Source organism: Pseudomonas sp. GD03875, from assembly GCF_029840585.1.
GTDB classification, from domain to species: Bacteria; Pseudomonadota; Gammaproteobacteria; order Pseudomonadales; family Pseudomonadaceae; genus Aquipseudomonas; species Aquipseudomonas paralcaligenes.
The window spans coordinates 1-24,673 of sequence record NZ_JAOCCV010000017.1 but is presented as its reverse complement, the minus strand read 5'-3'; the positions used below and the strand labels follow the sequence as shown (position 1 = coordinate 24,673).

General features: G+C 56.8%; 22 protein-coding genes, 2 tRNA genes and 2 pseudogenes. 10 read left to right on the top strand and 16 right to left on the bottom strand.

Annotation, left to right across the window (positions count from 1 at the left end; all coding sequences use genetic code 11):
• The 10 genes and pseudogenes from lolB to N5D30_RS15725 form a co-directional block, all read left to right on the top strand.
• Positions 1 to 615: a lipoprotein insertase outer membrane protein LolB gene (gene lolB, locus N5D30_RS15770; protein ID WP_279909699.1), complete on the top strand. Its 615-nt coding sequence runs from the start codon at positions 1 to 3 to the stop codon at positions 613 to 615.
• Between the two features lie 99 nt (positions 616 to 714).
• Positions 715 to 1,590 carry a 4-(cytidine 5'-diphospho)-2-C-methyl-D-erythritol kinase gene (gene ispE, locus N5D30_RS15765; protein WP_279909698.1) on the top strand — a complete coding sequence of 292 codons (876 nt, stop codon included), beginning with the start codon at positions 715 to 717 and terminating at the stop codon, positions 1,588 to 1,590.
• A gap of 26 nt (positions 1,591 to 1,616) precedes the next feature.
• Positions 1,617 to 1,691 (top strand) — tRNA-Gln (locus N5D30_RS15760).
• Between the two features lie 29 nt (positions 1,692 to 1,720).
• Positions 1,721 to 1,795 (top strand) — tRNA-Gln (locus tag N5D30_RS15755).
• 78 nt (positions 1,796 to 1,873) lie between these two features.
• Complete coding sequence (locus N5D30_RS15750) at positions 1,874 to 2,815, top strand: ribose-phosphate pyrophosphokinase (protein ID WP_220813018.1); 942 nt, start codon at positions 1,874 to 1,876, stop codon at positions 2,813 to 2,815.
• Between the two features lie 106 nt (positions 2,816 to 2,921).
• Complete coding sequence (locus N5D30_RS15745) at positions 2,922 to 3,530, top strand: 50S ribosomal protein L25/general stress protein Ctc (protein WP_220813019.1); 609 nt, start codon at positions 2,922 to 2,924, stop codon at positions 3,528 to 3,530.
• Positions 3,531 to 3,565: 35 nt separating this feature from the next.
• Positions 3,566 to 4,150: an aminoacyl-tRNA hydrolase gene (gene pth, locus N5D30_RS15740; protein WP_220813020.1), complete on the top strand. Its 585-nt coding sequence runs from the start codon at positions 3,566 to 3,568 to the stop codon at positions 4,148 to 4,150.
• A 37-nt stretch (positions 4,151 to 4,187) separates the two neighbouring features.
• Positions 4,188 to 5,288 carry a redox-regulated ATPase YchF gene (gene ychF, locus N5D30_RS15735; protein ID WP_220813021.1) on the top strand — a complete coding sequence of 367 codons (1,101 nt, stop codon included), beginning with the start codon at positions 4,188 to 4,190 and terminating at the stop codon, positions 5,286 to 5,288.
• Between the two features lie 189 nt (positions 5,289 to 5,477).
• Positions 5,478 to 6,746, top strand: a complete 1,269-nt coding sequence (locus N5D30_RS15730; protein ID WP_279909697.1) for a tyrosine-type recombinase/integrase — start codon at positions 5,478 to 5,480, stop codon at positions 6,744 to 6,746.
• A gap of 526 nt (positions 6,747 to 7,272) precedes the next feature.
• Positions 7,273 to 7,893, top strand: a pseudogene (locus N5D30_RS15725) (IS5-like element ISPst5 family transposase); the annotation flags it as partial.
• 135 nt (positions 7,894 to 8,028) lie between these two features.
• On the opposite strand, the gene N5D30_RS15720 reads toward N5D30_RS15725, so the two are convergent.
• The 16 genes and pseudogenes from N5D30_RS15720 to N5D30_RS15645 all read right to left on the bottom strand — a co-directional run.
• Entirely contained in the window at positions 8,029 to 8,481 is a 453-nt protein-coding gene (locus tag N5D30_RS15720) for an RHS repeat-associated core domain-containing protein (RefSeq protein WP_347881208.1), read from the bottom strand.
• A gap of 237 nt (positions 8,482 to 8,718) precedes the next feature.
• Entirely contained in the window at positions 8,719 to 8,916 is a 198-nt protein-coding gene (locus N5D30_RS15715; protein ID WP_279909696.1) for a DUF4926 domain-containing protein, read from the bottom strand.
• A 5-nt stretch (positions 8,917 to 8,921) separates the two neighbouring features.
• Positions 8,922 to 10,205, bottom strand: coding sequence for a DUF6883 domain-containing protein (locus N5D30_RS15710; protein WP_279909695.1), 1,284 nt, complete (start codon positions 10,203 to 10,205; stop codon positions 8,922 to 8,924).
• Between the two features lie 159 nt (positions 10,206 to 10,364).
• The gene (locus tag N5D30_RS15705; RefSeq protein WP_279909693.1) at positions 10,365 to 10,676 is read right to left on the bottom strand and encodes a hypothetical protein; all 312 of its coding nucleotides are present in this window, start codon (positions 10,674 to 10,676) and stop codon (positions 10,365 to 10,367) included.
• Between the two features lie 116 nt (positions 10,677 to 10,792).
• A complete protein-coding gene (locus N5D30_RS15700; RefSeq protein WP_279909692.1) occupies positions 10,793 to 10,951 on the bottom strand; it encodes a hypothetical protein in 159 nt (52 codons plus the stop codon).
• Positions 10,952 to 11,056: 105 nt separating this feature from the next.
• Positions 11,057 to 11,587, bottom strand: a complete 531-nt coding sequence (locus tag N5D30_RS15695; RefSeq protein WP_279909690.1) for a hypothetical protein — start codon at positions 11,585 to 11,587, stop codon at positions 11,057 to 11,059.
• 265 nt (positions 11,588 to 11,852) lie between these two features.
• A complete protein-coding gene (locus N5D30_RS15690; protein WP_279909689.1) occupies positions 11,853 to 12,365 on the bottom strand; it encodes a hypothetical protein in 513 nt (170 codons plus the stop codon).
• A gap of 135 nt (positions 12,366 to 12,500) precedes the next feature.
• Positions 12,501 to 12,923 carry a DUF4259 domain-containing protein gene (locus N5D30_RS15685; RefSeq protein ID WP_279909688.1) on the bottom strand — a complete coding sequence of 141 codons (423 nt, stop codon included), beginning with the start codon at positions 12,921 to 12,923 and terminating at the stop codon, positions 12,501 to 12,503.
• Positions 12,924 to 12,925: 2 nt separating this feature from the next.
• Positions 12,926 to 13,531 (bottom strand): Imm26 family immunity protein, encoded by a 606-nt coding sequence (locus tag N5D30_RS15680; RefSeq protein WP_279909687.1) that lies wholly within the window; start codon positions 13,529 to 13,531, stop codon positions 12,926 to 12,928.
• Positions 13,532 to 13,538: 7 nt separating this feature from the next.
• Entirely contained in the window at positions 13,539 to 14,498 is a 960-nt protein-coding gene (locus tag N5D30_RS15675; RefSeq protein WP_279909686.1) for an RHS repeat-associated core domain-containing protein, read from the bottom strand.
• A gap of 844 nt (positions 14,499 to 15,342) precedes the next feature.
• Positions 15,343 to 15,900, bottom strand: coding sequence for an SMI1/KNR4 family protein (locus tag N5D30_RS15670; protein ID WP_279905965.1), 558 nt, complete (start codon positions 15,898 to 15,900; stop codon positions 15,343 to 15,345).
• 14 nt (positions 15,901 to 15,914) lie between these two features.
• The gene (locus N5D30_RS15665; protein ID WP_279909685.1) at positions 15,915 to 17,000 is read right to left on the bottom strand and encodes an RHS repeat-associated core domain-containing protein; all 1,086 of its coding nucleotides are present in this window, start codon (positions 16,998 to 17,000) and stop codon (positions 15,915 to 15,917) included.
• A gap of 343 nt (positions 17,001 to 17,343) precedes the next feature.
• Entirely contained in the window at positions 17,344 to 17,805 is a 462-nt protein-coding gene (locus N5D30_RS15660; RefSeq protein WP_279909684.1) for a hypothetical protein, read from the bottom strand.
• A 7-nt stretch (positions 17,806 to 17,812) separates the two neighbouring features.
• Positions 17,813 to 23,122, bottom strand: a complete 5,310-nt coding sequence (locus N5D30_RS15655) for an RHS repeat-associated core domain-containing protein (protein WP_279909683.1) — start codon at positions 23,120 to 23,122, stop codon at positions 17,813 to 17,815.
• On the bottom strand, positions 23,115 to 24,161 hold the full coding sequence (locus tag N5D30_RS15650) for a DUF2169 domain-containing protein (protein ID WP_279909682.1): 1,047 nt from the start codon (positions 24,159 to 24,161) through the stop codon (positions 23,115 to 23,117). Before N5D30_RS15650 ends, N5D30_RS15655 begins: the two co-directional genes overlap by 8 nt.
• Positions 24,162 to 24,173: 12 nt before the next feature.
• Positions 24,174 to 24,673: pseudogene (locus N5D30_RS15645) on the bottom strand (type VI secretion system tip protein VgrG); the annotation flags it as partial.

Below are 24,673 nucleotides of genomic sequence, written 5' to 3'. Positions count from 1 at the left end.
ATGTTTCGCCACGTTCTCGTCTTCAGCCTGATCGCCCTCCTCGCCGGCTGCGCCGGCCTCACCAGCCGCGAGGCCGTGGAGGGCCGGGGCGACCGGCAGCAGTGGCAGGCGCACAAGGCCAGGGTCGCCGCCCTGGACGGCTGGCAGATCAACGGCAAGGTCGGCATCCGCGCGCCCAAGGACTCGGGCAGCGGCACCCTGTTCTGGCTGCAGCGCCAGGACTACTTCGACATCCGCCTGTCCGGCCCGCTGGGCCGGGGCGCCGCGCGCCTGACCGGGCGCGAGGGCAACGTCATGCTGGAAGTGGCCAACCAGGGCCGCTACGAAGCCGAATCGCCCGAGGCCCTGCTGGAAGAACAGCTCGGCTGGCGCCTGCCGGTGTCGCACCTGCTGTGGTGGGTGCGCGGCCTGCCCGCGCCGGGCAGCAAGAGCCGCGTCACCCTCGACGAGAACAGCCACCTGGCACGCCTGGAACAGGACGGCTGGCAGCTGGAATACCTGAGCTACGCCGAGCAGAAAGGCTATCGCCTGCCCGAGCGCATCAAGCTGCATGGCACCGATCTCGACATCACCCTGGTGATCAAGGACTGGCAGCCGCGCCAGCTCGGCCAGTAGCAGCGGCCTCGACCCGCGAACCCACCCCGTAGCCCGGATGCGGTCCGGGCAACGACACCACCGGAAGCGCCCCGGCCCGTATCCGGGCCACGACTGCCCATGACGACCCAAGCCATTCCCGACCACGCCGAACTGATCCTGCCCGCCCCGGCCAAGCTCAACCTGATGCTGCACATCCTCGGCCGCCGCGCCGACGGCTACCACCAGCTGCAGACCCTGTTCCAGCTCCTCGACCACGGCGACGAACTGGGCTTCTCCCGCCGCGAGGATGGCGAGATCGTCTTGCACACCGAGATCGCCGGCGTGCCCCACGACAGCAACCTGATCGTGCGCGCCGCGCGCCGCCTGCAAGAGGAGTCCGGCACTGTCCTCGGCGCCGATATCTGGCTGGACAAGCGCCTGCCCATGGGCGGCGGCATCGGCGGCGGCAGCTCGGACGCGGCCACCACCCTGCTCGGCCTGGACCGCCTGTGGCAACTGGGCTGGGACGAGGATCGCCTGGCCGCCCTGGGCCTGGCCCTGGGCGCCGACGTGCCGGTGTTCGTGCGCGGCCGCGCGGCCTTCGCCGAGGGTGTGGGCGAACGGCTGCAGCCGGTGGAACTGGATGAGCCCTGGTTCCTGGTCGCCATCCCGCAGGTCAGCATCAGCACCGCGGAAGTTTTTGCCGACCCCGAGTTGACACGTGATACCCCCGCCATTACAGTTCGCAGCCTTCCCGAGGGGGGCGGTCGTAACGACTGCCAGCCGGTTGTCGAGAAGCGCTACCCCGAAGTGCGTAACGCTCTGATAACGCTCAACAAATTTGTTGCAGCAAAGATGACCGGAACCGGAGCTTGCGTGTTTGGGAGCTTCCCAAACCAGGCCGATGCTGATAAAGTCTCGCGCCAACTTCCGGCCACCCTGCCGAGCTTCATCGCTCGCGGCTGCAATCGGTCTCCGTTGCATCGCAAGCTAGAAACGGCAACTCGGAAGTGAATGCGGGAACGTCGGTTATCCGATACAGGGGCGTCGCCAAGCGGTAAGGCAGCAGGTTTTGATCCTGCCATGCGTTGGTTCGAATCCAGCCGCCCCTGCCATTAACCTCCCAGCATTCGACAGACTCCACAGGGGCGTCGCCAAGCGGTAAGGCAGCAGGTTTTGATCCTGCCATGCGTTGGTTCGAATCCAGCCGCCCCTGCCATACACTCGAAAGCTGTTCAGAGAGCCAGGCTTTTTGAACAGCTTTTTTCATCGGAACCACACCAGGCAGGTACTGCGCGTGTCCAAGATGATGGTCTTCACGGGGAACTCCAACCCCGACCTGGCTCGTCGCATCGTGCGTCAGCTGCATATCCCCCTGGGCGATGCTTCCGTAGGCAAGTTCTCCGACGGCGAAATCAGCGCCGAGATCAACGAGAACGTGCGCGGCAAGGATGTCTTCATCATCCAGCCGACCTGCGCGCCGACCAACGACAACCTGATGGAACTGGTGGTGATGGCCGACGCCTTCCGCCGTTCCTCGGCGACCCGCATCACCGCCGTCATCCCCTACTTCGGCTACGCCCGCCAGGATCGCCGCCCGCGTTCCGCCCGTGTGGCGATCAGCGCCAAGGTGGTGGCCGACATGCTGACCGTGGTCGGCATCGACCGCGTGCTCACCGTCGACCTGCACGCCGACCAGATCCAGGGCTTCTTCGACGTTCCGGTGGACAACATCTACGGCTCCCCGGTGCTGACCGACGACATCCAGGACCAGCGCTTCGAGAACCTGATGATCGTCTCCCCGGACATCGGCGGCGTGGTCCGCGCCCGCGCCGTGGCCAAGAGCCTGGGCGTCGACCTGGCGATCATCGACAAGCGCCGCGAGAAGGCTAACGTCTCCGAAGTCATGCACATCATCGGCGATGTCGAGGGCCGCACCTGCGTGCTGGTCGACGACATGGTCGATACCGCCGGCACCCTGTGCCACGCCGCCAAGGCCCTGAAGGACCACGGCGCCTCGAAGGTCTACGCCTACGCCACCCACCCGGTGCTGTCCGGTCGCGCCATCGAGAACCTCGAGAATTCCGTGCTGGACGCACTGGTGGTGACCAACACCATCCCGCTGTCCGCCGCGGCCCAGGCCTGCTCGCGCATCCGCCAGCTGGACATGGCCCCCGTCATCGCCGAAGCGGTCCGCCGCATCAGCAACGAAGAATCGATCAGCGCCATGTTCCGCTAAGGAACGGCGCCGACGTAAAGCGCCCCGCCCCGAGCGGGGCTTTTTGCCCTACCGCCCAACGCTGGTCGCAAGCGTGAAGGCGGTTTGGTTATTTTGGAGAAGTGAAATGACTGTTGAATTTGCCCTGAATGCCGAAGTGCGTTCCGACCTGGGGAAAGGTGCGAGCCGCCGCCTGCGTCGTAACGAAAACCTGGTTCCCGCCGTGATCTACGGTGGCGAGAAGCCGGCCCAGTCCATCAGCCTGCTGGCCAAAGACCTGGCCAAGCTGCTGGAAAACGAAGCCGCCTTCAGCCACGTGCTGGCCCTGAACGTCGCCGGCGCCGCCGAAAACGTCGTGATCAAGGCCCTGCAACGCCACCCGTCCAAGGGCTACGTGATGCACGCCGACTTCGTCCGCGTCGTCGCCGGCCAGAAACTGAGCGCCCACGTTCCCCTGCACTTCGTCAACGAAGCCAGCTCCGTCGGCGTGAAGCAGCAAGGCGGCGAAGTGTCCCACACCATCAGCGAAGTCGAAGTTTCCTGCCAGCCGCAAGACCTGCCGGAATTCATCGAAGTCGACCTGGCCAAGGTGGAAGTCGGCCAGATCGTTCACCTGTCCGATCTGAAACTGCCGAAAGGCGTCGAGCTGGTGGCCCTGGCCCACGGCAACGACCTGGCAGTCGCCAACATCCACGCTTCCCGCGTAGCGAAAGACGAGGAAGGCGCAGCCGAGTAATCCACTCAGCTCGCCTTTTAAGGAAGGGCCTCTCCGTGACTGCTGTGCAACTGATCGTCGGCCTGGGTAACCCGGGCCCCGAGTACGACCAGACCCGGCATAACGCAGGGGCCCTTTTCGTTGAGCGCCTGGCCGACAGCCAACGCGTCGGCCTCGCCCTCGACAAGAAGTATTTCGGCCTGGTGGGCAAGTTCAGCCATCAGGGCCGCGACGTCCGTCTGCTCATCCCCACCACCTACATGAACCGCAGCGGCCAGGCCGTGGCGGCGCTGGCGAATTTCTTCCGCATCCCGGTGGACGCCATGCTGGTGGCGCACGACGAACTCGACATGCCTCCCGGCGTCGCCAAGCTCAAGACCGGCGGCGGCCACGGCGGCCACAACGGCCTGCGCGACATCATCGCCCAGTGCGGCAACCAGAACGGCTTCCATCGCCTGCGCCTCGGCATCGGCCACCCCGGCCACGCCAGCCTGGTCTCCGGCTTCGTCCTCGGCCGCGCTCCGCGCAGCGAGCAGGAACTGCTGGACAAGAGCGTCGACAACGCCCTCGGCGTGCTGCCCGAGATGCTCGCCGGCGACTGGACCAAGGCCATGCAGAAACTGCACAGCCAGAAAGCCTGACCCTTTCCAACGAATTCATCTCCGCGAGGGATACACCATGGGATTCAACTGCGGCATCGTCGGCCTGCCCAACGTCGGCAAGTCCACCCTGTTCAACGCCCTCACCAAATCCGGCATCGCCGCGGAGAACTTCCCCTTCTGCACCATCGAGCCGAACAGCGGCATCGTGCCGATGCCGGACAACCGTCTCGACGCCCTGGCCGCCATCGTCAAGCCCGAGCGCGTGCTGCCCACCACCATGGAATTCGTCGACATCGCCGGCCTGGTGGCGGGCGCCTCCAAGGGCGAGGGTCTGGGCAACAAGTTCCTCGCCAACATCCGCGAGACCGACGCCATCGCGCATGTGGTGCGCTGCTTCGAGGATGAGAACGTCATCCACGTCGCCAACAGCGTCGACCCCAAGCGCGACATCGAGATCATCGACCTCGAACTGATCTTCGCCGACCTCGACAGCTGCGAGAAGCAGCTGCAGAAGGTCGCCCGCAATGCCAAGGGCGGCGACAAGGACGCCCTGGCGCAGAAGGCCATCCTCGAGAAGCTCATCCCCCACTTCAGCGCGGGCAAGCCGGCGCGCAGCCTGATGAAGGACATGAGTGTCGAGGAGAAGCAGGTCATCCGCGGCTTCCACCTGCTCACCAGCAAGCCGGTGATGTACATCGCCAACGTCGCCGAGGACGGCTTCGACAACAACCCGCACCTCGACGTGGTTCGCGCCATCGCCGAGGAAGAAGGCGCCATCGTGGTGCCGGTATGCAACAAGATCGAGGCGGAGATCGCCGAGCTCGACGACGGCGAGGAGAAGGACATGTTCCTCGAATCCCTCGGCCTCGAGGAACCGGGCCTGAACCGCGTGATCCGCGCCGGCTACCAGTTGCTCAACCTGCAGACCTACTTCACCGCCGGAGTGAAGGAAGTCCGCGCCTGGACCGTGCGCGTCGGTGCAACCGCCCCGCAGGCCGCCGGCGTGATCCACACCGACTTCGAAAAAGGCTTCATCCGCGCCGAAGTGGTCGCCTATGACGACTTCATCCAGTACAAGGGCGAAGGCGGCGCCAAGGAAGCCGGCAAATGGCGCCTGGAAGGCAAGGAATACATCGTCAAGGACGGCGACGTGATGCATTTCCGCTTCAACGTCTAAACATAAATTCGAACTCTATCGAACCCTGATGGACATAAAACCCCTTGAGGAATGAAGACTCAAGGGGTTTTTCTTTTCCAGCAAGATCCATCAAACCCCTATACGATCCACAAATAGACCGGGTACGCTACCGGGTATAGCTCAAACAAACCCACCACAGAAACCGGGTACAGAGAGGAAGAAGCAGCCATGCCGCTTACCGACACTGAGTGCCGTACCGCCAAGCCCAAGGAAAAGCCCTACAAACTCACAGACGGAAATGGCCTCTACCTGGAGGTGAAGCCCAACGGGGTTAAGGCGTGGCGCTATCGGTTCGAGCTGAGCGACGGCAGCGTCAGGAAAGAAAGCGTGTTCGCCATTGGGGACTATGTGATCGCCCCCAAAGGAGAAACGCCCGAGCAGTCCGATGAGCGCCGAAGAGGGCGCCGTTTCACCCTTTCAGAAGCCCGTGATGAACGTGTAAAAGCACGTTCACTGGTCGTACAAGGCATCAACCCTGCGCACCATCGCCAACAAGAGCGGGTGAAACGCGACCATGAGAGAGCCATCACGTTTGAAGCAGTCGCCAAAGAGTGGCTGTCTCTAAAGGACTGGGAGGAGATCACAAAATCCAAACGACTCAAGATGCTGGAACGAGTCGTCTTTCCGAAAATCGGCAATCTGCCGATCAAATCCATTACCCCCGCCCACATCCTTGAAGTGCTCAGAGGGGCGGTACAAGACAATGGCCCATCTGTTGCGGCTGAGGCCAAGCGGAGCATGTCTGGCGTTTTCGAACTGGCCATCTCCACGCTACGCGCCAGCAGTGACCCCGTTCATCCCGTACGCAAAGCACTGCCAGCCAATAAGACCCAGCACAAGCGCCCACTTTCAACGAATGAAATTGGCCAAATCCTGCGAGATGTTGAATTCCATGGCGGGCGCCATGAAACTCTCTGTGCCTTCCACCTTATGTGGCTGACGCTGTGCCGCCCGAATGAAGCCGTAGAAGCACAGTGGGCAGAGTTCGACTTGGACAAGGCCCTTTGGCGCATTCCCGCCGAACGGATGAAAAAGCGCAAAGAACATACGGTTCCACTACCCAGGCAAGCGGTAGAAATGCTAAGAGGCCTTCAGCCCATTACCGGCAAATATGCCCATGTGTTCCCACATCGAGACGTACGCACCCGACCAATGGTTTCGGCGTCATTCCGCCAGATGCTCAACGTCCTAGGCTGGGGCGGCAAGTACAGCCCGCATGCCACGCGAACGACCGGCAGCACCAGACTTAATGAAATGGGCTTCTCCGCAGACTGGATTGAAAGACAGCTCGCACATACTGAGCAGAACGCAGTCAGACGCACCTACAACCATGCGGAGTATCTGAGTGATCGGGCCGGGATGATGCAGCAGTGGGCTGACATGCTGGACTCTTGGAGGGCAAGCGAAACCGCATTAACGCACGCAAATGCCCCATGATGTCTTGGTGGAGTGAGCACATTCAAGAATCTGCCACAGGTAACTTGTCAGTAGCAGCTGTCACGGAAAATCGAGACAGAAAGGTCGCTCCGATACGCTGATTAGTGCCAACTTCCGCAAAGCAGCCAGTAGCAACAGGCAAAAACCGGCCGATTCTGTTGAAAAACTCCCTCGGCGATTTTCTTCGCCGAAAGTGCACGGCTGAGGCTGAAATCTGAATCGTTGCGCTGGTCGAGTTGCTCTGGATTTCGCGTAGAAGCGCTCGATTTGTACATTTTTCCGGCTACGAGCAAGCAGCTCTGTCGCACATCGAGTTTTTCAACAGAATCGGCCAGAAGCAGACACTCAGGAGTAGTCGAGCCTTGCGGCATGAGCACTATTGACACGCCGCCAGCCCCGCTGGGGAGTGAAAGGCCTGACGGGGAATGCCGCAGTGTCTCAGGCCACCACCCTTCAAAGGGGAAACCAGGAGCGTTCGAATACGAACACTCCGAGTGAGCTGCTCCTTAGCGAGCAAGGAACAAAGTCGGTGATCAATGGTTACCTGGGCGATCGGGGCCTGTCGCTGCGTCAGGGCACCATCGTCGATGCCACGCTGATCCATGCGCCGAGTTCGACCAAGAACAAGGACGGTAAGCGTGACCCGGAAATGCACCAGACCAAGAAGGGCAATCAGTATTACTTCGGCATGAAGGCCCACATCGGCGCGGATGCCGAGTCTGGCCTGGTGCACAGCGTGGTAGGGACGGCAGCCAACGTTGCTGACGTTACCCAGGTCGACAAACTGCTGCATGGAAAGGAAAACATGGTCGGCGCCGACGCGGGCTACACCGGCGTAGAGAAACGCCCGGAACATGAAGGCCGGGAGGTGATCTGGCAGATTGCGGCCCGCCGCAGTACGTACAAGAAGCTGAGTAAGCGCAGTGCACTGTACAAAGCCAAGCGCAAGATCGAGAAATCCAAGGCCCAGGTGCGCGCCAAAGTCGAGCACCCGTTCCGGGTGATCAAGCGCCAATTCGGCTACGTGAAGACACGCTTCCGTGGCCTGGCGAAGAACACCGCGCAGTTGGTGACACTGTTCGCGCTGTCGAACCTGTGGATGGCGCGCCGACATTTGCTGACGAATGCAGGAGAGGTGCGTCTGTAATGCGGGAAATGGCCGGCGCGAGGTGCTCGCGCCGGCTATAAATCCGGAAAGAGGGGGATGATTTGATCGTTTTTTAGCCGAATCACCGTTTTGAAATCGGCAAGGGCAGGAGTCAGCCAGAAATACCCGACTACTTCAGACCATCCCTAGCGGATCAATCCACTCAACAGGGTTCGGCGCGTACTGATAGTTATTGCCCCCTCCTAGTAACCCGATCGGGTCCTGAGTTACAAATCGACCACAGTCCGGATCATAGTACCTAAACCGGTTGTAGTGCAGCCCTGTTTCCTGATCGTAGTACTGCCCCTGGAATCTCAGGTTCTGCTCTACAGGGTTTTCCTGTTCCTCCCAGCGTTGGATCTGGACATGCCCTTGGGTAGCGGCGATCAGCCTTCTGGGCCTCTCGATCTTCGCCGTGTTGCCCCATGCCTTGTAAGTGGCAGCCCAGACGATGCAGCCGTCGCGGTCCGTCAACTCCCTCGGCGTACCGAGATGGTCAGTGTGGTAGTAGAGGATTTCTACCGAATTCTTGTTGGGACTTTTCGGCTGCTCTAACTGACGGATCGTTGCGGCAACGCTATATAGCAACTTCGCAATGGCCGCCTGCCATTACTCTAGGTGTCGCGATTGAGAGCTAGATATTCCAGAGACAACTTTTATTCTTCTGATTACGAAACTTAGCTGCGAGCCATTGTCAGTGGCACGAAGCCCTATGTGCCTCGCAGGTATAAACCTACCTATCCAAAGACTAACTCATCAAAACATTATCGCAATAAAAATTCAACTCATAACTACGCACCGCACACCAGCTGCATTATTTAAAAATCACCTCACAACTTCAAGTTGCGATAACTTTAAAGCAATCTGCGCAACAGTTACACCATCTCCATCACAGAACTCAACTTCATAAACATCCTCCCAGCCCGAAAAAACAAAAACTATCACCCCAATGCTGCCACTAAAAATCCCCTCCGAAGGCATATCTTCCAGCAGACGCACGACCGTATTAATTTCTAGAGGCATAGAAGTCACTTCACAAAAATTGTTGTCAACTCTGGAGTATTTGAACCAGGCTTATAAATCCACCCACTTCTAACGACTCCACTTCCATTCGGCCCCGTAACAGGAATATCGACAGTAAAACGGGCGCCATATTGATCTACTTTCCCCGGAATCGGTGTATTTTTCATTACTCCTTCTTGGAGCTGCTTCAGCAACAGGTCCGAATTTTCCTTCGTAAACCCAAGCGCCGACTCAAAGACACGAGCCTTGTTGCCACCTACTGGATGATCTGGATTCAATGCATAGTCCGTTAGCTTACGCGGATCAATGACTGCTCGATTGGCACCTACAAGTGAATGCGCTCCTTCGACAACCTCCAAGCCGTCTCCTGGACATCTGCAAAGTCCCAATGGGTCAACCCACACCATCGGGTTGGGAGCATACTGATAACTATTGAATCCGCCCTTCAGACCAATCGGATCCTGACTTACAAACCGCCCATAATCTGGATCGTAATGCCTGAATCGGTTGTAATGCAGCCCTGTTTCCTGATCGTAATACTGCCCCTGGAATCTTAGGTTCTGCTTGATGAGTCCATCCTGCTCTTCCCACCCCTGAACTTGGACATTGCCTTGAGTATTGGAGACGAGGCGCCCAGGCCGCTCAGTCTTCGCCGTGTTGCCCCACGCTTTGTAAGTTGCTGACCAGACAATATGTCCCGAGGCGTCCGTCAGCTCTCTCGGCGTACCTAGATGGTCAGTGTGGTAGTAGAGGACTTCTACCGGGCTCTTGTCAGAACTTGCCGGCTGCTCCAATTGCCGGATCGTGGACGCGACCTTACGCGGAAGCTTCTCAACCGTCGCTTCCCACTGCTCGGGGTACCGCTCCTTGAGAGCCTGATACTCTGGTGGCAATCCTTGCGTTTCTGACAGCACCGCCTTGCTGCGTACCATCGCCAGCGGCACAAAGCTGTGTGGCGTGTAGATATAGAGTTGCTGCCTGTCGCCCTGTCGCTCCAGCAGCAGGCGGTTGCCGTCCCAGCCGTAGTGAGTCGTCTCGTCATCCAACCAAGGGCGACTACGTTTCTCGTTGTGTGGATCGAGCCGGTATTTGGTGATGCGTCGCCCGAAAGGATCGTAGTCGTAGCCCCAGTGTTCGGTATGGGTGAAGCGCCCTTGCCGGCGAGTGACAGTTACCCGGCTCAGCTGATGCTCGGCATCCCACTGGAACTGTCGTTCGGTATGTGAACCGGACTTCTTCTCGATGCAGTTGCCCCAGGCGTCGTAGGCGTAACGGTGTTCTTCCCACACTCGCAGACGGTTGGGTTTGTTCTCGCCCCAGGTACTGGGGTCGGCCTGGACCTCTGCCGGTGTAAGCAGCGGATTGAAGATTGCTCGTTATTTAGAAGCACAATCTATCCAAATCTAAAACTCATACTCATGAGCTTTGTCCTTGATGCCTCAACAACACTAAAATTCAATAAATGCATCGTTGACCAAGTAGTAATTTATGGCCTTCAGTAACTCATCTATAGAAGGATCAACCAACTGCTCCGAGGCATTAATTACCACATCTTCAACATCTTCAGCGCTAATACGCGAGAACCAGCCGCTTACCAAAAGTTTTTCTCTCTCCTGCTTTTCTGCCTCCGGAGTAAGATTGATGTCAGCAACATAGAAAATAACGTCAGAATCCGAATAAAGCATGTCACTTTTCGAGTACAACCACCCAGAGAATTTCTCTGGATTTTCCAGCACATCTTTAAATTTAACCAAATTCATTTCTCAACCTCCAAGAAATTACGGACATCCGCTTTGTAGCTGTTTAAAGCCACCTTGTTGATTCGGGTGAAGCGTCTCCTGAACAGGCCCAGGCGCCCTATGCTGTGGCCGTGGAATCAACTCCAATTTCGTAGGATGTACAGCTGTTGTCTTTCGCCCTGCCACTCCAGCAGCAGGCGGTTACCGTCCCAGCTATAGTGGGTGGTTTCCTCGTCCAGCCAGGTACGGCTGCGCTTTTCGTTGTGAGGATCGAGCCGGCACTTTGCGATGCGCATTACAAACGATCAGCAGCCCCAGCCTTACAGGCAAACGTAACCAGCAAGAGTTGATAACTAAGCTTTGTCAAACAAAAACATCCCCACTGGCGCAATGTTCTGAAGTTAACTCTCGGCAGTATCTCCAAATGGATAGTTAACCCTCATATTCTTTCCTGTATCGGCAGTGATCTCTGGCAAAGACTCTACTTTAGAAAAAAATACTTTATACCCCGCCTCAATTAGCTCTTCTGAGCTACAGGATCTGAAACCGATAATGGAAACCCTGTAATTTCCTGGACTTATGCCTAGCTCAACCCAGCCAGACGTTTGCCCCCTCCAGTCCATCAATGCATCTAGGTCAGCTACAAATGCTTTCTCCATAACCTTCAATGCATAATTCGAGTTCGCAACCACATCATCCATCCCCAAATTCTTCGGCGGATCACCAACCTCGATATTCAGGATATAAGTTGCAGCATCAATGGCTAAAATAGGAACAAAAGCCCCTTCGCGAAGAACATCATCACCAATATCCAGCTCAGTATATCTTTTTAGTAAATTAACGCCTTGCCTTGCCCCTTCATCTACCTTTTGCACTGTTATGGGATCAAAAAATACAAGGCCATTATAATCTACATCTATTTTTATCCGCACCTTTGTTTATGCCAACTCCGCTTTAAGCCATTCCATCAATTTCTCATATGCTTGTGCAGGCGTGACATCACGAGCCAACACTTGGCCTGCGCATGGTATTTTAATACTTTCTAGACCTTCTCGGGCATCCCACAAGCTAGCCAAAAGGCTCATTTCTTCGATACGGTGAACTGCTCAAGCCTTTCCACCAATAGCCACTTAGGCCGGGGGAGGCTCTCATCACCATATCCACGACCTACAACATGGAGGCAGACTCTGCGACTGACTAATGCCTGCCAGAATCATCGTGCCGCATCTCACCAGCCACATAGGCCAAGAAGCTCTCCAGATTATTGAAAAACTTGTAGTCCGACCCAAAATAGCGCCAAACCTCCGGCTCACCATCCCCCTCTTCAGGCCAAACAAGATAGGTCTCCTCCGGCTCGTAAGGGTTGTAGCCAAAAATAGCAACCCGCGACTTGGGCACAGAAGCAGGAGGAAATTCCTCCCAATTTTCAATCCGTAGGTCAACCCATTCCATAAGTACTGAATCACTCTTGAAGTTTTTTATATCCTCCAATCCAAGCCAATCTTGATCCAAATGGGCGTTAACCCAACGAGCCACATATGCAAATCTCGCACGCAGCATGGGGCTCAATAGTCTTGCGCATTTATCATCTAGCGTCTGAATCAGACGCTCATGATCCTCATTCGGATGCAAAATCTGCTCGCCATGATCCGGATCTGCATCATTTCGCTCTTGGATCTTCTTTAGTAGCGTCGCTATATGTCCTGACATCAAAATTACCCAAACTCTGTTAGCGCCTCACAGCGCCTACGCAATCCAGTCATTTACAATCAGAGCAATGGTCATTTATAAGTTTTCAACTTATTGAGCAATATAGATGCCGGTCGGCGTAGCATGATAGCCTGCTCACAAACAGGCCATAACTCGTGACTTCAAATCATTAATTGAGGCGATCCAAGCCTTGCGATCATCATCGCTACCCCAACCTTCTAAGGTTTCCGATGGCTCTTGAAGGATTCTATCAATAGCCCTGAGAGATTTTCCCAGCAAGGCGCTATCAAAATCGGCTGTACAGTCATCCTCCAGCCAGTCATCGATCATATCGCGGATTCCGCCTATCCCAGGCTGTGGATTGCCTGCAGCATGGGCAACCACTTCGGCGGCGGCCAGAGCGGCTTCCGCCTGATCACTCTCCAGATAGTCATCGCCAATAGCGAGAACACCATCCAGCGTTTGCTCTACAAGAGAAAAATCTTCGTAGTCCGACAATTGGGATAGCCAGTTACAGGCCATGTCATTCCCCAAAATATCCGTACTCCAAGTTCCCATTATTAGCTACCTTCCCCCCCCCTAACGCGAGGCGGCCGCTCATGATAAACGCCATGCGCCCTGAACCACGCCCACATTTCCTTGCCACTCTCCCACTGATAGGGCTCAAGCCGCCAAGACTGCCGAATCATCTCTATCAACATGTAGTTATTAAGAATTACATCTCCACTAGGATAACTTTTCTTTATCTTTTTATATTCAGCATCTGAAATACCTTCCCTTCCTGGCACACGCACCACAATCCAGCGCATACGCCCGCAATCAGGCGTCCAGTCCATGTCGTATCTTATCACCTGATTTCCATTCATTATCTCATAACCACGAAGCTCTTGTAGATCAGGTTTAAAATCAGGGTCACGATGAACAACCGCCCCCCCCCACTCCCGACTTAGAATAGATACACGACTAACATTCTGAATTTCGACCAGCCTTGGAGAACTTATTATTTCATCATTAAACTCTAGCGATACCCCTTGGTAGTTGAAAATCTCAACCAAACAGCACATTCCTGTAACTTCAAATAGCACCCTGGCAAAGGCATAAATTCCATCACCAACTGGGAAGCCCAAAACATCACCCACCACCACATCTTTAGCTTTAATTTTCATATATAATCTACCCACAAGGGTTTAGGTCACTAGGCGCTGCATTTCTAATAAAATCTTGAGCATCCTGATATCCCTCCATGAAGGCTGCATGCCTATCTTTGTTTCGACGATCGCCTGGATTATCCTTATTAAATCCAATTTTCTTATTTCCAATATTGTCTGGACCGCAAGGGCACCCCCACTTTCCGGTCAGCGTATTGTGATGTTCAATAAGTGCTTGCTCGTAGCCACGCGCATCACCGTAGGTCGGTACTTCGGTAATTCGCCTCAGATTATCGTCTTCTGGCAACCTACCACTTTTCTTATGCTGCCCTTCGCGAGCTTCAGAATTATTAGTTTGCCCTACATACCCAACAACGCCATTTTCTTTATCGCAAATTGCATAGACCACATAACCTTTACCATTGTTCGTATCTGTATGCTTGATAAAAGCAAGCCCCCAAGGGTCAATCCACTCCACTGGATTAGGGGCATACTGATAATTATTGACGCCTCCCAATAGCCCAATTGGGTCTTGGCTCACAAATCGTCCGCAGTCTGGATCGTAGTACCTGAACCGGTTGTAGTGCAGCCCGGTTTCCTGATCGTAGTACTGCCCCTGGTACCTCAGGTTCTGCTCTACAGGGTTTTCCTGTTCCTCCCAGCATTGGATCTGGACATTGCCTTGGGTGTCGGCGATCAGTCGTCCGGGCTGCTCGATCTTGGCGGTATTACCCCATGCCTTGTACGTCGCCGACCAGACGATGTGGCCATTCTTGTCGGTCAGCTCCCTCGGCGTGCCCAAGTGATCGGCATGGTAGTAAAGGATGTTTACCGGGCTCTTATCGGGACTGGCCGGTTGCTCCAGCTGCCGGATCGCAGCCGCTACCTTGCGCGGCAGCTTGTCGAGTGTCGCGCCCCACTGTTCGGGATACTGTTCCTTGAGCGCCTGATATTCCGGTGGCAATCCTTGCGTTTCTTTCTGCACGCAGTCACTGCGCACCATCGCCAGCGGCACGAAGCTGCGCGGCTCGTAGATATAGAGCTGCTGCCTGTCGCCCTGCTGTTCCAGTAGCAGACGGTTACCATCCCAGCCGTAGTGCGTAGTCTCATCATCCAGCCAGGGACGGCTGCGTTTCTCGTTGTGTGGATCGAGCCGATACTTCGCGATACGTCGTCCGAATGGGTCGTAGTCATAGCCCCAGTGCTCGGTATGGGTGAAGCGCCCTTGTCGGCGGGTAACGCTAACGCGACTCAGTTGGTGTTCGGCATCCCACTGGAACTGTCGCTCGGTGTGCGGACCGGACTTCTTCTCGATGCAGTTGCCCCAGGCATCGTAGGCATGTTGGGTTTGTTATCGCCCCAGGTGCTGGGGTCAGACTGGGCCTCTGCCGGTGTGAGCAGCGGGTTGAAGTCGGGGTTGTCCAGGTTGGCCTTGTACATAGGCCGACCACTCCTCCTCGCTCCAGGTGGTCTGCTTGAGTCGTGTCTCTTGCCGCTGGGCTTCCTCGGGCCGGGTCGAAGGCGAACTTCGCTGACATGCGGCGCTGAGCATAAGAAGCACTTGACACTATTGCACTGTAGCTAACATACGTCTATGCAAGGTCTGATCAAAAGTGTCAGCGCAAATTATTAACCCGAATTTTATAATGGCAAAAAACTATTCGACAAGAGACATCAAGAGCCTGAGCTTATTTAGAATTCTAATTTTTTAGAAAGCGATAGGCCTGCCACCAAGCCAATATCCAAAAGCCATGATCATATGAGAGAAAGCGCAAACTTAGATCAAACCGATAATAACGCGCCCCTGCAGTCATGAAAATGAAAACACATCACTCTTTTGGAAGTCTTAATTTACCAAGAAAATCATCAAAGCTCTCTGAAATCAAAAAAATATTACTATGATATGTTTGAACGTCCTCATCTGACGCCTCATTTTCATGATCCCAGAAAAATATTGCCCCGAAATTATCTCCACCCACACCAAGGATAATCTTATTACCAAAAACATCGGAGCCTATAGGAATAAATTTAGATGGGACTCTATTTTCGTACAGACTTAAATTATATTTAAGAGATGAGACAGTTAAGGGCGTCTCCAAACCAAACAATTCCTTAACAACAGAAGAATCACGCTCTTTATTGATATCAAATACAGCAGGATCTGGAACACCCCCATCATATTTATAAATGAATTCACGATAATCATCCGGCAATTTAATGCCAAGAGATCTTTCAAAGTCGTCAATTGATTCCGGCGTAGCTCCAGGGAATTTATTAAACGCCAAGATCATTTGCCTGGCTGTTCTTTTGTCGTAAGAAAAACCTTTCTTTCGCCATGCGTCTAATTGTGCTTCGCTGCATCCAAGAGGCTTTATTTTGATCGTCATGTTGTACTCCATAGTTATCCGCATTTAGAGGCTGCGACACCACCTGAATGCTTGACTGCATCGTGAATATCTGTGGGAATAAGTTGCATATATCCAGAGTCCTGATGGTGATGCCATGTATACCCACTAGGAGTCGACGGAAGGCCCGCCGCTTTATTTGCACGTGCAGAATCCACATCGCGACTAGAGCCCAGCTCAATTCGAACATTATACTTTGAGTACCGCAAAAAATCTGGAAAACCAAACATGTTAAATGGAACGCCATGAGGATATTTATTTACAAGCCCAGGATATTTCTCAAGAATGCTTGGATTAAGCTCGCTTAAGGGCATTGTCTTTCCAGCCCAAGCGCAATTAATTGGCATACGTCCATTTACTTTCCGAGGATGAGCGCCAGAATGAGTGGCATATCCTCCCCCTGGCCTAGGCTTTAGTCCTCTTGGGTCTGTCCATATAGTTGGATTGGGTGCATACTGATAAACATTTTCTCCACCCTCAATTCCAATCGGATCCTGACTAATAAACCGCCCACAGTCCGGATCGTAGTACCTGAACCGGTTGTAGTGCAGCCCTGTTTCTTGATCGTAATATTGCCCCTGGAACCTCAGGTTCTGCTCTACAGGTTTTTCTTGCGCCTCCCAACGTTGGATCTGAACGTTGCCTTGGGTATCCGCGATCAGCCGTCCAGGCCGATCGATCTTCGCCGTATCGCCCCATGCCTTGTACATCGCCGACCAGACGATGTGGCCATCCTTATCGGTCAGCTCCCTCGGCGAGCCCAGGTGATCAGTATGGTAGTAAAGGATGTCTACCGGGCTCTTATCGGGACTGGCCGGCTGCTCCAGCAGCCGGATCGTGGCCGCAATCTTGCGCGGCATCTTGTTGAGCGTCACCTCCCATTCCTCAGGATACTGCTCCTTCAGAACTTGATATTCCGGCGACAGGCTTTGTGGTTGTTCCGTTTTTGTGGCGTCGCTGCGTACCATCGCCAACAGCACAAAACTACGCGGCTGATAGATATAAAGCTGCTGCCTGTCGCCCTGCCGCTCCAGCAGCAGGCGGTTACCGTCCCATCCATAGTGAGTGGTTTCGTCGTCCAACCAGGGACGACTGCGCTTTTCGTTGTGTGGATCGAGCCGGTACTTGGCGATGCGTCGTCCGAACGGATCGTAGTCGTAACCCCAGTGTTCGGTATGGGTGAAACGCCCCTGCCGACGGGTGACGGCAACCCGGCTCAGCTGATGCTCTGCATCCCACTGGAAATGCCGCTCGGTATGCGGGCCGGACTTCTTCTCGATGCAGTTGCCCCAGACCTCTTAGGCATAGCGGGTTGAGCTGTTGTGGCGGTCTTCGCGGCCAGATCGTACTGGTAGCGCCAGACGATGCACCGAACCAAGGAGCGATTCTGCTCACCTCAACATTCTTAATAGGAATGCTGGAACGTTAACCTGGACGTGAGCCAAGGTACTTTAAGGCAGCAGGATACTCATCCAAAAACTCATCTGACTTGATAAAATTTAAAAATATCTGCTTTATTTCTTCTGGGGATTTCATTGCGCAGCTTAACAAGAGATCAAAATCTCCATATTCCAACTCGATTCCGACCAAGGTAATGGCCCATTGCTTTTCTGGTGCTCTGGAAATTAAAGCGCCCAATTCCTGCAGTAATACTGGATAGAAAATGGCCCGACTTGTATTCTCCAGTATGTTTCTTGTACGCTCCATCAGCCCAAAGTCATCGGCATCAGAGAATGTCCTGATAAGTTCTGTTGCGACCTCCGGACTTAAGTTATTTTCTGCTATATCTAGGAGCGAAAGGTACTCGTCACATTTTTCTTCGCTGGCAAAATCTTTACAAGCATGCAAGCGCTCTCGCCACTCCTTAAAAGAAAATTCTGCTGTCATTTTTGCCTCACTTATTCAATAGCCCACGACACTTTGCATAAGCAAGCATCTCTCGAATTGCTTCGTTATATTTTCTAGGATCCCCAATGGAGCGAGCTATGCGGCGTACATCAAGGATCTCAAGTGCCATCGCACCTCGATAGTTTCCTGATTCAATCATTGTGGCTAGCCCATCACGATACTGTTGCGCTGCTGTAGAGTTTTTATAGCTCGATGTTGCGGCATGGTCTGAAGGGTCCATAGCAATTGCTGGTCCATGACGATAGCCTACATAACCCTCTTGTGACTTTGTTACTGCATCAGCAGGCATATGGTGACCCTCGATGCCTGGTCTAGATACGCCCCCCTTTGAACCTCCTCGATATGGCCCGCTTCCTTCAGAATTGCCCTTTTTCAAACAGTCACATGGACATCGAATCAATCCAAGCGGATCGACCCATCGTATGGGATTAGGCGCATATTGATAATTATTGACCCCGCCCAATAACCCAATCGGATCCTGACTCAAAAATCGCCCACAATCTGGATCGTAGTACCTGAATCGGTTGTAGTGCAGCCCTGTCTCCTGATCGTAGTATTGCCCCTGGAATCTCAAGTTCTGCTCGACTGGATTTTCCTGCCCACTCCAACGCTGGGCAAGCGTGCTGCCATCGGGCGTGGCAACTAGACGGGCGGGCCGCTCGACTTTGGCGATGTTGCCCCACGCCTTGTAAGTCGCCGACCAAACGATATGGCCATCCTTGTCGGTCAACTCCCTTGGAGTACCTAGGGGATCAATGTGGTAGTAGAGAATTTCTACTGGGCTCTTACTGGAGTTCTCCGGCTGTTCCAGTTGTCGAATCGTAGCCGCTATCTTGCGTGGCAGTTTGTCGAGCGTCACGCCCCACTGCTCGGGATACTGTTCCTTGAGCGCCTGATATTCCGGTGGCAATCCTTGCGTTTCTTTCTGCACGCAGTCACTGCGCACCATCGCCAGCGGCACGAAGCTCCCCGGCTCGTAGACATAGAGCTGCTGCCTACCACCCTGCCGCTCCAGCAGCAGGCGGTTACCGTCCCAACCGTAGTGGGTGGTCTCGTTATCCAACCAGGGACGGCTGCGCTTTTCGTTGTGTGGATCCACCCGGTACTTGGCAATGCGTCGTCCAAACGGATCGTAGTCGTAGCCCCAGTGTTCGGTATGGGTGAAGCGCCCTTGTCGGCGAGTGACGGTGACCCGGCTCAACTGGTGCTCGGCATCCCACTGGAAATGCCGCTCGGTATGCGGGCCGGACTTCTTCTCGATGCAGTTGCCCCAGGCGTCGTAGGCGTAGCGGTGTTCTTCCCACACTCGCAGGCGGTTGGGTTTGTTTTCGCCCCAGGTACTGGGATCGGCTTGGGCTTCGGCGGGAGTGAGCAGCGGGTTGAAATCGGGGTTGTCCAGGTTGGCCTGTACGTAGGCTGACCATTCCTCCTCGCTCCAGGTGGTCTGCTTGAGCCGTTCCTCTTGCTGCTGGGCCTCTTCGGGCTGCATCAGGTTGTGGGCCGGGTCGAAGGCGAACACTTCGCTGGCCTGGGGTGCCTGGGCGCTGAGCAGGCGCCCCAGCGCGTCGTAGCCGTAGCGGGTCGAGCCGTTGCGGCGATCGTCGATGCCCAGCAGTTGCCCAGCCAGGTCGTATTGGTAGCGACGGGCGATGCGCTGGCCCTGGCTCGGCTCGCTTGTATCGAGCCCTGGGCCAACCTGGGGATTGGTGGCCTGCCGCTGCAGGCTGGCCTGGCTGCGCAGCAGGCGCCCCAGTGGGTCGAGTTCGAAGTGCGTATACAAGGCGCCCTGGGTACGGCCCGTTTCGCGGTGCAGGGCGTCACGCTCGAAGTCGCAGATCACCTCGAAGTCGAGGTTGATCTGGTGTACGTGACCGCTGCCGTAGCTCAGGGTGTTGAGCTGGCGGCCATCGGGCAGTGTGGTGGTTTCCCGGTTGCCCAGCAGGTCGTAGGCGTGGCTCAGTTCGCTACGTAGCCCGCCCCGGCTGTAGAGCACTTCGCGGGCCAGTTGGCCGGCCTGGTTGTAGAACAGCTCCACCCGGGCCTGGCGATTGCGGGCGCGGACCAGTTGACCGGCGGCATCGTAGTGGTAGCGGCTGTGAGCCAACTGGGGTTTATCGTCCGTCCCCGGCTTGTAGCTGAACTTGTCCAGCAGACGGCCCATGGCGTCCCGCTGGTAGCGGGTGCGTAGCAGTGCCCCTGTGCCTCTACCGAGATGAGCACTGCTCACCGGCACGCCATCGACACTTTCCAGCAGTTGCCCGGTGGCATCGTAGCGATAGTCGATGCGGCGCCCATCGAAGCCCTGCTCGGCCACCAGCCGATCCAGAGCATCCCAGGCGAAGCGGTAGATGGCGTTGTTCTCGTTGTGCAGCCGGATCAGCCGGCCATGCACGTCGTATTCGTAGCGCAGACTGTGGCCGAGGGCGTCGATGCGCTGCAGCGGCCGGCCTTCGGTATCCAGCTGATAGCGCGTCACCCGCCCCAGCGGGTCATGGTGGGCGATGAGGCGGCCCAGCGGGTCGTAGGCGAAGCGTTCGATGGCGCCGTCGGCGTGGCGGATGCTGTTCAGCCGGTCGCGGCGGTTGATGCGCGCGTAGCCGTACTGGGTGTTGTGACCCAGGGCATCAGTGACGCTGGCCAGACGTCCGAGGATGTCATAGCTGTACAGAGTGCGGTTGCCAGAGCAGTCGGTATAGGCCAGCAGGCGCCCCTGGGCATCATGCTCCAGATACTTGCGACCACCGCGCGCATCGATGATGGTCGAGGGCAGGCCACGCCCGTCCAACTGGTACTCGGTAACCGCGCCGTTGGGCTCGGTAACAGCGATCAGGTTGCCACGCTCGTCGTAGCGGTATTGGGTGATGCGCCCCAAGGGGTCGCTGATAGACATTGGCTTGCGCCAGTGTTCGTGCCAGCGTATCTGGTAGCGTCCCCCATCGGGGTGAGTAACACTGAGCAGGTTGCCACGTGTATCGTGCTGGTATCGGGTAATCCTGCCAACAGGATCAATATGAGCGATCAGGTTGCCATAGACGTCCCGCTCGTAACGGGTTTCGCCACCCGCAGCATCGATCAGGCCGATCAGTTTCTTGTCCTTGTCGTACAGGTACTGCTCTTCTCGTCCACTGGCGTCGGTGACACGCGTGCAACCTGCAACTTCGTCGTAGTCGAAGACCCAGGACTCACCCTGCGCTGTTGAGTTACGCAGCACACGCCCCTTCGGACTGAGCTGATCCCACTCGTAGCGTGACACCAGCCCCCCGGGCTCTGCGTGCTCAACCATCATGTGGTTGAGCCAGGCGAAGGTGCGGCCGAGCTGGCCGTCGCCATCGCGAACCTCAATCAGATCGCCTTCGGTACTGTAGCGATACTCGACCAGCCACTGTTGCTGCTCGCGCGGGTAATGACCTCTTCCATCGGGCTCGCCAAGCAGCTCCACCACATGGGTCAGGCGTGGCTCAGCGCGGGTTCGGTCGAAGATGAAGCCGACGCGCCGACCGCTGCTAGTGTCGAGGTGGCGTGGCAGACCATCGTCGCTGTAGTGCAGGCGCAGGTGGTTGTGGTTGGGGTCGATCATTCCCAGCAGGTAGAGGGTCTGGGCCTGCGGCGGCAGGTTGCCACGTGCATCCGACGTGCGTTCGGGCAGCGGCTCTTCACCTCGCGCGGCCCGGTTGGCCAGGAGCTGTCGCCAAGCCTCGGTTTCGCGCAGCTCTCGCCGCGCCTCCTGTTCCTCTACCTCGCGCAGGCAGGCCTGGTCGAGAGGGCCCAAGCCGAAGATCAGGCGCAGGCCATCCGGCCCGATCAACTCGTACTGGTTGCGCTGGTTGCGCTGCAGGGTGATGTGCTCGTATTTGGAGAAGAACCGTTCGCCCACCGTCAGCAGGGGGAAGTGGATACGGCGCCCCTGCATATCGATAAAGTCGGTACGACTCTCCTGAGGCTCCAGGCGAAAGGCGATAGGCAGGCTCCACCCCTGCCCCAGCCAGCTTACATTTGCGTTGCTGGAGACATAGGTGCGCTGCCAGACCAAGGGCAGCGGAGCATCGAGTACGAAGTCGAGATCGTCCGGACCTTCCAGTAGCTTGATACCGCGGATGACATTGACTGGTTTGCCTTTGAGGTTGCAGCTAAAACAATCGGGTTTGCCGTCGGCCTCCTTGGTAATTCCATCGTTTTTAGGTTCGCCGTTGCCATCACCGCCCTCTTCACCCTCATCCTTACTCTTGTCTGGCTTTCCGGCTGCAGGCGGTTGCTCCTCCTCTTTCTTCTTATCCGGGCTCTCGTTCTTGTCGGGTGCATTACCCTGCCGGCGCCTGCTGGCCCTGTCTTTCAGTCGCTCATACAGATCACCAATGCGGTCACCGGTCTTACCCAGGACCTGTCCCACTTTGCTCGCAGCACCACCCGCTCCCCGCGTGGCGACCACTATCACCGCCGTTTCGGCCGCATGTACCTTGGCCTCGCCGACCGCCGTTCCCAGTTGCTCAGCCATGGGCGTGGGATCCGCCAGCATTTCGGCCAGCGCACCACGCACCGCACAATCCGCCTCGTCCAGCAACTCGCGCAGCCAGTCCTTGAGGATGGCCTTGAGGTCCTCGAAGGTGAGGTCGCTCAATCCCGCGATGGCCTCGATGGCATCCGTCGTCATCTCGACGGCGCCTTCATAGGCGTCGTTGATACCGGCCTTCGCATCGCGCGCCATCGTTGAGATGTCGTTGGATGTCACGTAGTCCCAGGCACCTTTCGCACCATCTGCGATGGCGATGCCGGCGTTTTTTATCGACTCTACGTACCCACCCAGCTTTTCCTTGGCCAGTTCTGCCCCGGCTCGCTCACGCGCCGCGATATAAGTCGGGATGAATTTCAGTGGTGCCGCCATGAACTCGTTGGCCATGCGCTCGGCCAGAGCCTCCAGCAGCCCTCCGAACTCCGCCGAGCACTCCACGTTGGGCCCCGGCAGCACGCCGCAGTTGATCGCCCCCGGACAAGGGCTGATGGCGGGGCCGCTGATCACTCCCATGTGCCCGTGGCTGGTGGAGAAACCTCCCTCCACCGGGTTGTCGGGCAGGAATTCGACCGGCTTGAAGAACTTGCCGCTATCGATAGCGATGGAGCGTTCGAGGAACAGGTTGGCGCTGTTGCCGTAGGTGCGCTCGGCGACCAGTTCGGCGATGGCGAAGCTGACCGCGGGCACGCTCGGCACCATGCGGCTGCCGAAAGGGGTCGCGGCCAGTTCGGGGGAAACGACGGCGGCGAAGTGCTTGGCGGTGCGCTCGGCCTTGATCGGATCACCCATGGCGCACCTCCTTGTCGACCAGGGTGGTAGAGGCACAGTAGAGGTTGATGCGTTTTATCCGCTCATCCTGGGCCACGATGGCGTGGAAGCGCAGGGTCATCCTGCTGGCGTCGAGGTCGAGCAGCACCGTGTCCAGCGACATGACCTGGGAAACCCGCGAGCCGTCCTCGTAGCTGCACACGGCCGCTGCGTCGTACGGCGGGATGGTCAGTTCCAGGGGCGCGCCGGGACGGATACCCGCGAGGCGGATGCGGTCACCGGCCTTGAGGTAGCCGGCCGGGCGCTGGTCGGCGTGGGCTGTGTTCCAGTAGCGCAGGTCCATGTCGAGGGGAATGTTCGGCGCCACTTCCTGCTGCCACTGCTCGTCGTAGGTGCCGGCATGCTGCAGGCGCTCCGGAACGTAGGCCGGCAGCGGTCCGAAGCCGCCCGGGCGCACCGGGCGGCCGAATTCCCGCAGCGGTGCGTCCCAGGCTTCGATCTGGGCGGCCCGGTAGCGTTGCGCCCTGTCCGTCTGGCGAACGTCGATGAAGCCGCAGCCGACGGGGTTGTCGGGGAAGTATTCGCCTTCCTCGTAATGCGGCTTGTCGCCGATGCAGCCGCCGAAGGCGTTTTCGTAGAGCAGCGCGACGCCGTCGGTGGGCTCCGGCTCGCTAAGCGTCCAGCCGCTCAAGGCGCCGTACTGCCAGTGGCGAGGACCGAAGAAACGCAGGCGCTTTTCCAGCTCGCCGATCTGCAGCGAGGCGTACCACATCGGCAGGGGCCGCTCTTCCGGCGGGCGGACGGTGCCCAGGATCAGCACGTCCGTGCTCGGCTTGAACGGAATCAGGTCGCTCGGGTAGAGCAGGCTGGAACGCTCGGGCTGGTCGCGCCAGGTGTCGTGCAGGTAGAGCGGAGGTTGGCGCTCCAGCGCTTCGAGCCTGCTGTCGGCGTCCCAGGCCAGGGTCACCTTGGTGGAGAGACAGTGATAGCGATTGCCGTGATAGAAGCGATGCTCGAATCCCTGCGCCGGGAACGAGGACTGGCTGACAATGATCGTCATGGCGTCCTTGCCTTAGTTGAGGTCGATCTTCTTGGCGTCTACGTCGACCAGTTCCGTTCCGTTGACCGCGATGTTCAGCCCTTCGATCGTGATGGTGCCGTTGTCCTCCAGGACGATCTTGGATTTGCCGACCTGCAGCAGGATGCTCTTCTCGTCCATGACGACGGTGCTGTTGCCACCGGCGGTCAGGGTGTAGACGTCCCCTACCGATGCGCTGTGGTTCTTGAGGATGGTGTCGGTACGGCTCATGCCCACGTTGGTCACCATCATCATGCCGACGTTGAGGTTGTAGGCCGCGCCGATGTTCACCATCTTGCCCAGCCCCACGTTCTGCATGTACGCCAGGCTGATCGTCTCGGTCTTGTTCATCCCCACGTTGATCGACCAGTTCTTGCCGATCCGGTCCGTCTCGTTCTTGTCCACCTTCTTCGTGCGGTTCTTGTGGATCGTCACCTTCTCGTTGCCATCCACCGTCTCCGTACGGTTCTGGTGGATGTCGATGGTTTCGTTGC